Below are 12,067 nucleotides of genomic sequence, written 5' to 3' on the forward strand. Positions count from 1 at the left end.
GGTCCAGCACAAGCAACCAGTGTTGTCCTTACAGACCTGCTTCCAGCAGGAGTTACGTATGTAAGTGATACGGGAGCAGGAGCGTATGTTTCCGGAACAGGAGTTTGGACGATAGGCACAATCAACAGTACAGGAGTTGCAACTATAGATATAGTAGCGAGTGTAGATGCAGGTACTAGTGGAGACACCATTACCAATACGGTAACGGGTGTAACTTTAGACCAGACCGATACCAATACGACTCCAGATGATCCAAGTGAGGACATTGTGGTAAACAATGTAGTAGACTTAGTGGTAGCTAAAACAGTAGATAATACTACTCCGGATGAAGGTAGTACGGTTACCTATACATTAAGTGTAACCAACAATGGTCCTGCACAAGCAACTAGTGTAGTACTTACAGATCTGTTACCAGCAGGAGTAACCTATGTAAGTGATACAGGAGGTGGAGCGTATGTTTCCGGAACAGGAGTTTGGACCATAGGCACAATTAATAGTACAGGAGTTGCGACTATAGATATAGTAGCGAGTGTAGATGCAGGTACTAGTGGAGATACCATTACCAATACGGTAACAGGAGTGACTCTAGATCAGATCGATAACAATACCACCCTGGATGATCCAAGTGAGGATATTGTGGTGAATAACGATGCGGATTTGGTAGTGAGTAAAACAGTAGATAATGCTACTCCAAATGAAGGAGATACGATTACCTATACTATTGATGTAACTAATAATGGAGTAGCACAAGTAACTAATCTGGTTATTACTGACTTGCTTCCAACAGGAGTAACGTATGTTAATGATATTCCATCTCAGGGATCTTATGCTCCAGCATCTGGTAATTGGACTGTAGGAAATCTACTTAGCGGAGCTAGTACCACATTGGATATTATAGTAACCATAGATTCTGGGACTAGTGGCAATACAATTAATAATGTAATCACATTTGTGATGGATCAAAATGATCCTAATCTAACTAATAATGACCTTGAAGAAGATATTGTTATAGGTAACGATGCGGATTTAGAGATTACCAAAACGGTAAATGATAGCGCACCTACCGAAGGGGATACAATTACATATACGATTACAGTACGTAATAATGGAGAAGCTCAAACCACTAATTTACTTATTAATGACCTTCTTCCATCAGGACTGACTTATGTTTCAAATGCATCAAATGTAGGAACTTATGATAACATTACAGGAAATTGGACTATTGGTAACTTAAATGCAGGAGTTACGGCTATATTAAGTATAAATGCTATAGTGGATATAGGAACGAGTGGCACCACTATTAACAATGTAATCACTTATACAATGGATCAAATAGACCCTGATCTTACTAATAATGATCTGGAAGAAGAAATTAATGTCATAGGAGATATTGATCTTGTAGTAATTAAATCAATAATTGAGGCGGGACCATATGTACTAGGAGGAGTGTATACTTATAGCATTATTCTTTCTAATACAGGGCCAGCACAAGCAACAAATGTTTCGATTACAGATCAGTTACCAGCAGGAATTACTTATGTTTCTGATATACCAGATCAAGGATCTTATAATGCAAGTAATGGAGTTTGGACAGTAGGAACTATACCATCTGGAGAGCTGAGAATGTTAACGATAAGTTTTTCAGTAGATAATAATGTGGCAGGAGCGACTATCACTAATGTCATAACAGATGTAACACTGGATCAAAATGATGTGGATACTACCCCTGATGATCTAGAAGAGACAATCATCATTGATGGTGATAATGATAGCGATGGAATTTCTGATAGTGTAGATCTTGATGATGATAATGATGGTATTCTGGATACCGTAGAAGGTACAGTAGATAGCGATGGAGATGGTATTATAGATTCTTTTGATCAGGATGCTGATAATGACGGTATTCCAGATAATGTAGAGGCGCAGTCTACAGATGGATATGTGTCACCTACAGGTAACGATTCTGACAGAGATGGATTAGATGATGCATATGAAGGGACTGGTAATCAAGGAATAATACCAGAGAATACAGACGGAAGCGATACTCCGGATTATCTGGATGAGGATAGTGATAATGATGGTATTCTTGATTCAACTGAAGGTTTTGATTATGATAACGATGGAGAGCCAGATACATTACCTATTGGTAATGATGTAGATAGAGACGGTTTAGATGACGCTTATGATGGAGATACTACAGGTTATGGAGATCCAAATGGAGATATTGTAGATAGCGATCCTGGCACAGATCTGAATAATACAGATAATGAAGATGAACCAGATTACAGAGATACTGATGATGATGGTGATGGAGTCGATACTGCTGAAGAAAATTATGATGATGATAACGATCCTTCTGATACGGATACAGATGGAGACGGAACACCTGATTATTTGGATACGGATGATGATGGTGATGGAATTTTAACAGAAGACGAAAATCCAGATCCAAATGGCGATGGAAACCCAGATGATGCTTTTGATAGCGATGGAAATGGGACACCAGATTATTTAGAACCTAATAGCCCTAAAGGAGAAGGAGATGACGGTATAACAGTCTTTACAGGTATGTCACCAAATGGAGACGGAGTTAATGATGTATTTGTAATAACAGGAATAGAAAGGCTACAAAATACTTTAGAGATATATAACCGTTGGGGAGTTAAAGTATATGAGGCGAAAAACTATGGAAGAGATGGTAACTTCTTTAAAGGTTTTTCAAATGGAAGGGTTACAGTAGAAGAAAAAGACCAGTTGCCTGTAGGAACTTATTACTATGTACTTGAATATACCTTAGAATCTGGAAAAAGAAAAAATAGAGCAGGATATTTATATATCAATAGGTAATCAATCAAAATTTTAATTCCCATGGAGATACTACTCCATGGGTTTAATGAAAAAATAAATTATAGCGGATGAAAAAAATACACACAATAATAGCTACAACGCTTTTGAGCTTTGTGTTTTACAATAATTATGCGCAGCAAGATGCTCAATATACCCAGTACATGTATAATACGATAAGTGTTAATCCTGCTTATGCTGGTAGTAGAGGTGTTATGAGTATACTTGGACTTCATAGAAGCCAATGGGTAGGGCTCGATGGAGCTCCAAGAACACAAACAATTACTTTAAATACTCCTTTAGGAGAAAAAGAGCGTTTAGGACTAGGGTTATCTGTAATTAATGATGAAATAGGGCCAACGAGCGAAACATATATTGATATAGATTTTTCATATACAATTCCATTATCAGAACAATCTAAATTAAGTTTTGGTTTAAAAGCAGGAGGTCATTTACTTAATATTGATTTTCAGCGCTTGTCTCAATTTAATAATAATGATGCTTTGTTTGAAACTAATATAGATAATAAATTTAGTCCTAATGTAGGAGTAGGAGTGTATTATCATACAAATAAATTTTATTTCGGACTAAGTGCTCCAAACCTTTTAGAAACGGATCATTTTGATAAAAGTACTACTAGTAGCGATAGTAATGCCTCTAGTTTTTTGGCAGAAGAACGTGTTAATTATTATTTGATTGCAGGTCATGTTTTTAATATCAGTGATGATGTAAAATTTAAACCAGCAGTATTGACTAAATTAGTTTTCGGAACACCTTTGCAAGTGGATCTTTCTGCTAACTTTTTATTATATGATAAATTTACTTTGGGTGCTGCTTATCGATGGAGTGCTGCGATTAGTGGGAATATAGGTTTTCAAATATCTGATTCCATGATGATTGGATTTGCATATGATAGAGAAACTACACAATTAGGAAATACAACTTTTAATGATGGGAGTTATGAGGTGTTTTTAAGGTTTGAATTATTCAAAAAATATAATAGAATGTTAACTCCAAGATTCTTCTAATTTTAAAAAATAAAAATTACAAAAGTTTATGATTAGTTTATTCTTTTAAGAAAATTAATATCTAATAAAAAGTATTAAAAAACAAGTAACCATACAAAATTTAGTTTTTAGATCTTATATAAAAACGACCACATCATGAATTTAAATAAATACTTTATCAATATCGCTATAAGTTTGTTAATATCTTGTTTCACATTTTCTCAAGAAAAGCGTTTAGCTAAAGCTGATGAAAATTTTAGTCGTTTTGCTTTTGTTGATGCCAGAAAAATCTATCTTCAAGTAGCAAAAAGTGGTTATGCATCTCCAGAGTTGTTTAAAAAAATAGGGGATTCATATTATTTCAATGCCGAATTAGAAAAATCTGTAGGATGGTATGAAAAATTGGTAAATGAATATGAGGATCAGATAGAACCCGAATATTTATTTCGCTATTCTCAAAGTTTAAAAAATGTAAAACGTTATGAAGATGCAGATAAGGCTATGGAAAAATTTAAGCTATTATCAGGAAATGATCAAAGAGCAGAATATTTCGTAAGTACGAGAGACTATCTTAAATTTATAGAAATGCAATCAGGTAGATATACTCTAAAAAGACTTTATATTAATTCTAAATATTCAGATTACGCTCCTAGTTTTAATTATCAAGGGCAATTAATTTTTGCTTCTTCGAGAGAAGGGAAAAATAGCATGGTGAAAACGCTACATGAATGGAATGAAATGCCATTTTTAGATTTATATATTTCAGATATTTTAGGAGAACGTAGGGCATTAACGACGCCAAAAAAAATAAAAGGAAAAATAAATACCCGTTTTCATGAATCCTCTACATCTTTTAGTAAAGATGGACAAACGGTATATTTTACAAGAAATAATTTCATAAAGAAAAAATTAAAATCTAATGTAAATGGAACAACACTTTTAAAATTATATAGAGCAACTCTTGATGGAAAAAAATGGACTAATATAGAAGAATTACCTTTTAATAGTGACGAATATTCAGTAGCACACCCTGCTTTGAGTGCAGATGGTAGAAAACTATATTTCGCAAGTGATATGCCTGATAGTAGGGGGCTTTCAGACTTATATGAAATAGATATTTATGAAGACGGTACTTTTGGCGAACCTAAAAATTTAGGAGATCGTATTAATACAGAAGGAAGGGAGACTTTTCCTTATATTAGTGATTCTGGCAGGTTATATTTTGCTAGTGATGGACATGTAGGGTTAGGAGGATTAGATATATTTGTTGCAGTACCTGAAAGTTTAGGATATTCCATTCCTTACAATATAGGAGAGCCAGTAAACAGTTCAGAGGATGATTTTACTTTTGTTTTAGATGAAAACACCAAGATAGGTTATTTTGCTAGTAATCGCTCTGGAGGTAATGGAAACGATGATATTTATAGTTTTAAACAAACAAAAGAGCTTATAACAACCTGTGCACAATATGTAAGTGGAGTACTTACAGATGCATATACTAGGAATGTTTTACCAGGATCCGAAGTTATTTTGTTAGATGATAATAATCACGAAATATCTAGAGTAACGACAAATGCAAAAGGAAAATATAAATTAAATGTAGATTGTGGTAAATCGTATATTGTTAGAGGAACCAATCCAGGATATAGTGCGACAGAAGCCTTATTGGAAACTAATTTTGCTTTAGAATATACACATCAACTTCCTTTACAATTGGGAGAAGGAGGTTTGAATCAAAAAGAACTAAAACCAGGAGATGATCTTGCGGAGATATTAGATTTAGAAATTATATATTTTGACTTAGATAAATCATTTATAAGACCAGATGCAGAAATAGAATTGCAAAAGATCATAGCAACACTGAAAGAGTATCCTAATCTAAAAGTAGATGTTCGATCTCATACCGATAGTAGAGCAGGAGATAATTATAATATGTATTTGAGTGAGAGACGAGCGAAAAGCACCATAAAGTATATTATAGAAAAAGGAAAAATAAATAAATCTCGGATTACTGGAAGGGGATATGGAGAAACTTCTTTGGTTAATAAATGTAAAAATAAAATCCCTTGTAGTGATGAAGAGCATCAGCAAAATCGTAGAAGTGAGTTTATAATTGTGAAATAATAGGATTTACAATACGTTTTGATTTTTATTAAAGTTTTATTATTTATGATGTTTATTTCATTAGTTCTAGAAATATACGTAGATAATAAAACTTTAATCATTTTACCATTTAAATAAAAATACATTATAATTATGGAAAAAGCCCAAGAATGGTTCAACTATGGTATTGAACTGGCAAAAGAATTTGGACCTAAATTAGTCACTGCAATCCTTATATACGTATTAGGATCGTGGGTTATTAAGAGATTAATAGGTAGTATGAAAAAAGTAATGGCAAAAAGTAAATATGATGAGTCGTTACAAAATTTTTTACTAAACCTAGTATCTTGGGGATTAAAGGTGTTTTTGATAGTATTGGTTATATCAAGACTAGGAGTAGATGTAACTACATTTGCTGCAATAATAGCTGCAGCAGGTTTGGCAGTAGGTTTAGCATTACAAGGATCTTTATCTAATTTTGCAGGAGGGGTTTTAATTATGATTTTTAAACCATATAAAATAGGAGATTTTATAGAAGCTCAAGGAGCAATAGGAACGGTTAAATCCATAGAAATTTTTACTACTAAATTAACAACTCCTCAAAATAAATTAGCAATTATTCCTAATGGAGCAATTGCAAATGGAAACATAGTTAATTATTCTGCTGAGAAATGGATGAGAGTAGATCTTACTATTGGAATAGGATATGATGAAGATATCAAGAAAGCAAAAAATGTTTTATTAGAAGTTTTAACCTCTAATCCAAAAGTGTTAAAAAATCCAGAGCTTTCAATAAACGTAGAGGCTTTAGGAGAAAGCTCCGTAGATTTGGCAGTACGTCCATTTTGTAAACCAGAAGATTATTGGGATGTTTATTTTAGTACTCTTGAAAATTCCAAAATAGCATTGGATAATGCAGGTATAGAGATTCCGTATCCACATTCAGTAGAAATCCAAAAAAAAGATAACTAAACAAAATATATTTTCGGAAAGATACCTCGTGAGTTTGCTCCGAGGTTATTGATTTGACGTTTTTTAAATATAAATAAAAACAGGTAAAAGGATGATGTTATAGGTTAGAAAATGCTATAACTTATTCATAGTGAAGGTTTTTTCTTTTAGATGTTTAAATTATTTTGTTTTATTGTTTTGTTTAAATATTTGATTATTAATGTTTTATTTTTTTTGTAGTGTTATTTTTTAATTTGAATTTTATATTACTTCATAGAAATTAGTAAAATATTTTTAGTAAGGTAAAACCATAGTAATTTGGTGTTTTTAAGGTATACGATTTTAATTATTTGTGACTATCTTTAAATATCGCTTTTAATAAAAAAGTAACGTCCTAATTTTTAAATATAAGAATTAGTATTTTTGAAATATTATATTATTAAAAACATTAACTTGTTTATTTAAAGTTAGTGTTTTTTGGTAGTTTGTCTATCAAAAAAATGTGAAAGCTATTAAAATTACTAAATCGAATTTATGATTTTAACGCTATAACAAAAAACAACCCCGCAATTGTGAAACTTTGGCGAGCCAACAAAAGCAGGGGTCTGAATAACGATTAATTATGGATCAATCATTATGAGAGGACTATCATTTTTTAAACCAAAAAAATATCAATTAATATCATTAATTGAAGCCCGTTTACTTTATTTTAAAGAATCAACATCTTATTTTATTAGTGCATATTCAAAGTCGAAATATAGTAATTCTTTATCTTCTATAAGGGTTTACCATACTTTTTTTAGCAATTTGTTAACTAAATCTATAATTGAGAAAACTTTCGTTTTCCATCATAATACTTTTCTACTAAAGATTAAAATATAAATAATAAAGCTAATATCATATAGGTATTAGTTATAACAGAACATTTTGACAATGTGTTTACTTAAACCTTCCGTTTTTAGGGGTAATTTCGGGAGGTTTTTTTTTGTAACTACTTAGTATAATGATTAAAAATGCTATTTATCTGTAAATTCTATATATTGTTATGATACCCCATAAATCATATATTTTTGTGTATAAAGAAAGAGTACTTAAAATAATTTAAAAATTAAATTAAGTAGATTATTGGGGAGTTGTCTAATGTTTATCATTAGTACAGCTCTTTTTTGTTTAAAATTGTATATGTTTTTATACTTTAGCGGTTATGGTAGATATAAAACTTCTAGAATATTTAGAGTCGTTTCTTACTTCGAGAAGACAAGGCTTGTGCAAAAAAATACTTAATGAACGTACAAATTATTTTACTGTTGCTGTAGAAGATGTGTATCAGTTACATAATACTAGTGCTGTAATACGTAGTTGTGATGTTTTTGGTATACAAAATGTACATGTGATAGAAGAGGTTAATGTAAAACGTATTGATCGAGAGATAGCAATGGGAGCACAAAAATGGGTAGATATTAATCGATATGATTCTACAGGTAATTGTGTACAAGCTTTAAAAAATAAGGGATATCAAATTGTAGCGACTACACCTCATGACAATTCTAAGGTATTGCAAGATTTTGACATCAATAAACCAGCAGCCTTTTTTTTTGGTAGAGAGCAACAAGGATTAAGTGATACGGTTCTTAATGCAGCGGATAGTAAGCTTCATATTCCTATGGTTGGTTTTACAGAAAGTCTTAATATATCCGTTTCGGCTGCAATAATATTACAACATGTTACTTCAAAGTTAAGAGGCACAGATATTAAATGGCAATTATCTGAGGATGAAAAATTAGAGAAACGGTTAGAATGGACAAAGAAGGTAGTCAAGAGTCACGAACAAATAATTGCACGCTATTATGAAAACAAGTAGACCTCCTATAATATTTAAGTTGTGATTATATGATTTGAAATCCCTGTTACGGATATGAACAGGGCAAAAATATTTTATGAGAAAGTATTTTACATTGAGATATTACTTCAAAAGATGGATGGTATTGAAATGGGGTGGTTTCCTAATAAAAATGAACAAGGAACTGCTACAGGAACATTAATCTATGCAGGAGAAAATTATGGATCTAGTAAAGATGGAGTTTTAATATACTTTTCTTGTGATGAAATCAGTAGAGTAGAAGATGCAGGAGGTAAAATAGTCTCTGCTAAAAAACAAATTTCAGAAAATCATGGCTATATGGCTCATTTTATGGATTCCGAAGTTAATCGGATAGCGTTGCATTCTCTAAAATAGTTTTTATACGATTTACGGATGAGAATTGCGTATAAATAATTGCAAAGGTTTTTCGCTAGATTGATGAATCAAATTAAAGAATAGCCATAGCTATTGTTTCATTTTATGAAGAAAATATAGTAGAAAAAGAATGCGATTATATGCGAGATTTTTATTCGTAAATCGTATTATTTCCTGTCTAGTATTTTATACTCTTCGTAACATTCGCTTATGGCATCAAGAATTTGTAAGTCATTTGCAAATTTTATAAAATCAACAGAGTAATTACAGTTTCTGAGAATTTCATCTATATCTAATCTTTCTACTTGTAATAAAGCCATTAAAGTAGCACGGTCAAATTTAGTTTCTAAAAGATTTCTTATATCGTCATCTTTCTTCATTTTACGAAGCTTTCTTAGCTCTTTTGATCGCTTACTAAATATATTGTATAAAAAATCTGTGGGATTAAATATAGCACCTAACACTTTGTTAACAGCTCCAGGTTGTCTGTTTCCTCCTTCATATCCAGAGTTTAATCCAGAAATACTATATCTGTAATTATTATATATTGGTATTCTTTTTGCGTCTATTTCTAAATAACCTGTTAACTGAACATCGGCAACAACTACTTCTTCTAAGGCGATTCCTAATTCTGTTATCTTAATTTTAACTTCGCCAAACTTAATCCAGTCATTAGTGACTCTAATTCGTAATGGTTTGAATCCTATATAAGAAAAGTATAGCGTATCGTTAACCTTGGCTTGAATTTTAAAATCACCTTCATTGTTAGTAATTGTACCAACTACTTGGCTAAGGTTTATAACATGAACATTTTGTAATATTCGATCATTAGAAGCATTTTGTACTTTTCCAGAAACAATACCAGATATGTCTTCTTCTTGAGCATAAGTGGAAATGCTTAAAATAAGTGTAATAAAAAATAATATTCTTTTCATTTATTTATAATAAGACATTCAATTTTAAATAATATTACATTATTTTGTTATAAGAATATTATTTAAAATTGAATTTTGCTAAAGATGTTTTTTTATATTATTTACGGTCACTTCGTTTCCTTTTATCTCTTCTGCCTCCTCCGCTATTTCGATCATCGCTAGATTCAAAACGACTTTTACTTCTTGGTTTAAAACCATCACTTCTGCGTTTTCCTTTAAAGCCACCTCCATTATTATCTCGACGTCTTTTTCCTCCTCTATTTCTGCCAGAATCTTTAGAAATTTCTACATTAACCTTTCTTCCTTCCATTTTGAAATCTTCAAAAACAGAAAGAACACGTTCCTGATGTTCTGCATTTGTGTTGAAAAATGAAAAGCTTTCTTTTACATCTACTCGGCTTAATGAATCACTTCCTATCTCCAAAATATCTTTTAGAAAATCTTTTAATGTCATCCAATCAAACCCATCTTTTTCTCCTACATTAATAAAATAACGAGTGCTACCGCTATCGTTGCCAAAACTACTTTCTCGTTCATTAGAGGTATTTAAATCTTTAGATTTTTTGTAGTAATTATGAAAACGAGAAAATTCTACTGAAAAGAATTTTTTAATTAATTCTTCTTTAGAAAAATCTTCTAAAACCTCATTAATGGAAGGTAAGTAACTATCGATTTCATGGTTTATCTCGGCTTTACTGATGTCATTTGCCAAATGAAAAAGTTGTACTTGACAAATTTCTTCGCCACTTGGGATATCTTTTTTCTCAAAATTCTGTTTGATAATTCGCTCTACAGATTTTATTTTTCTAACTTCACTTTTAGAAACAATTACCATAGAAACTCCACTTTTTCCTGCACGACCAGTTCGTCCACTACGGTGAGTGTAGGTTTCTATTTCATCAGGAAGTTGATAATTTATAACATGTGTTATATCATCTACATCAATACCACGAGCAGCTACATCTGTAGCAACCAGCATTTGTATTTGACGGTTTCTAAAGCTTTTCATAACCAAATCTCTTTGGTTTTGGCTTAAATCACCATGTAAAGCTGCAGCATTGTATCCATCTTCAATAAGATTTTCAGCTACTTTTTGTGTATCTCTTTTGGTACGACAAAATATAACAGAAAAGATATCAGGGTTAGCATCTGATAATCGTTTTAATGCAGCGTATCTATCTCTTGAGTTTACTACATAATATTCATGTGAAACATTTTTAGATCCTGTGTTTTTATGACCTACTGTAATTTCTACAGGATTACGCATAAAACGTTTAGCGATAGTAGATACTTCTTTTGGCATAGTAGCCGAAAATAACCAAGTGTTTTTTTCTTTTGGGGTATGCGATAAAATAGCGTTAATATCTTCATAGAATCCCATGTTAAGCATTTCATCTGCTTCATCCAGAATACAATAACTAATCTGAGAAATGTCTACCATTTTACGATTAATCATATCCTGCATTCGCCCTGGTGTTGCTACGATAACTTGGGCTCCCCGTTTTATTTGTTTTGCTTGATCTGTTATGCTGGCACCACCATATATAGCTACGGTATGTAATCCAGGGATAAATTTAGAGTAATTTTTAAACTCATTAGTAATTTGTAAACAAAGTTCACGGGTAGGAGAAAGGATTAAACCTTGGGTAATCCTGCTCTTACTATCTATTTTTTCAATTAAAGGAAAGCCAAAAGCAGCTGTTTTTCCAGTTCCTGTTTGTGCCAATGCAACAATATCAGTATCTTCATTTAGCAAAATAGGTATTGCCTTTTCTTGTACTTCACTTGGGGTTTCAAACCCCATTTCATTCACCGCCTTCACGATGGCTTCACTAAGGCCTAATGCTTCAAATTTATTCATATAATAGTTAAAATAAGCCGCAAAGGTACGGTTTATTATCTGTCTATTATAATAACGAACGATTTATTATGATGTTACAATATGTGTACAAGCTTTATAGGTTCAAATATGTTTTTTAAAAATATTTTGT

General features: G+C 31.8%; 8 protein-coding genes. 6 read left to right on the plus strand and 2 right to left on the minus strand.

Annotation, left to right across the window (positions count from 1 at the left end):
• From H527_RS23180 to H527_RS0114225, 6 genes are all read left to right on the plus strand, one after another.
• Positions 1-2,847: T9SS type B sorting domain-containing protein (locus tag H527_RS23180; RefSeq protein WP_051316773.1), on the plus strand; the 2,847-nt coding region annotated here is incomplete at its 5' end.
• Positions 2,848-2,915: 68 nt separating this feature from the next.
• Positions 2,916-3,872: a PorP/SprF family type IX secretion system membrane protein gene (locus tag H527_RS0114205; protein WP_027413327.1), complete on the plus strand. Its 957-nt coding sequence runs from the start codon at positions 2,916-2,918 to the stop codon at positions 3,870-3,872.
• 135 nt (positions 3,873-4,007) lie between these two features.
• Positions 4,008-5,975, plus strand: a complete 1,968-nt coding sequence (locus H527_RS0114210) for an OmpA family protein (protein WP_027413328.1) — start codon at positions 4,008-4,010, stop codon at positions 5,973-5,975.
• 132 nt (positions 5,976-6,107) lie between these two features.
• Complete coding sequence (locus H527_RS0114215) at positions 6,108-6,926, plus strand: mechanosensitive ion channel family protein (RefSeq protein WP_027413329.1); 819 nt, start codon at positions 6,108-6,110, stop codon at positions 6,924-6,926.
• 1,183 nt (positions 6,927-8,109) lie between these two features.
• Complete coding sequence (locus H527_RS0114220) at positions 8,110-8,766, plus strand: TrmH family RNA methyltransferase (RefSeq protein WP_027413330.1); 657 nt, start codon at positions 8,110-8,112, stop codon at positions 8,764-8,766.
• A 54-nt stretch (positions 8,767-8,820) separates the two neighbouring features.
• Positions 8,821-9,141: a VOC family protein gene (locus tag H527_RS0114225; RefSeq protein ID WP_051316774.1), complete on the plus strand. Its 321-nt coding sequence runs from the start codon at positions 8,821-8,823 to the stop codon at positions 9,139-9,141.
• A 167-nt stretch (positions 9,142-9,308) separates the two neighbouring features.
• On the opposite strand, the gene H527_RS0114230 is transcribed toward H527_RS0114225, so the two are convergent.
• Positions 9,309-10,076, minus strand: coding sequence for a carboxypeptidase-like regulatory domain-containing protein (locus H527_RS0114230; protein WP_027413332.1), 768 nt, complete (start codon positions 10,074-10,076; stop codon positions 9,309-9,311).
• 97 nt (positions 10,077-10,173) lie between these two features.
• Positions 10,174-11,937, minus strand: coding sequence for a DEAD/DEAH box helicase (locus H527_RS0114235; RefSeq protein ID WP_027413333.1), 1,764 nt, complete (start codon positions 11,935-11,937; stop codon positions 10,174-10,176).
• Positions 11,938-12,067 lie beyond the last annotated feature (130 nt).

This window comes from Aquimarina muelleri DSM 19832, assembly GCF_000430665.1.
Taxonomy (GTDB): Bacteria; Bacteroidota; Bacteroidia; order Flavobacteriales; family Flavobacteriaceae; genus Aquimarina; species Aquimarina muelleri.

Coding starts and splice junctions, on each gene's coding strand:
- H527_RS0114235 (WP_027413333.1), bottom strand. CDS start 11,937: ATGAATAAATTTGAAGCATTAGGCCTTAGTGAAGCCATCGTGAAGGCG.
- H527_RS0114230 (WP_027413332.1), bottom strand. CDS start 10,076: ATGAAAAGAATATTATTTTTTATTACACTTATTTTAAGCATTTCCACT.
- H527_RS0114205 (WP_027413327.1), top strand. CDS start 2,916: ATGAAAAAAATACACACAATAATAGCTACAACGCTTTTGAGCTTTGTG.
- H527_RS0114210 (WP_027413328.1), top strand. CDS start 4,008: ATGAATTTAAATAAATACTTTATCAATATCGCTATAAGTTTGTTAATA.
- H527_RS0114215 (WP_027413329.1), top strand. CDS start 6,108: ATGGAAAAAGCCCAAGAATGGTTCAACTATGGTATTGAACTGGCAAAA.
- H527_RS0114225 (WP_051316774.1), top strand. CDS start 8,821: ATGAACAGGGCAAAAATATTTTATGAGAAAGTATTTTACATTGAGATA.
- H527_RS0114220 (WP_027413330.1), top strand. CDS start 8,110: ATGGTAGATATAAAACTTCTAGAATATTTAGAGTCGTTTCTTACTTCG.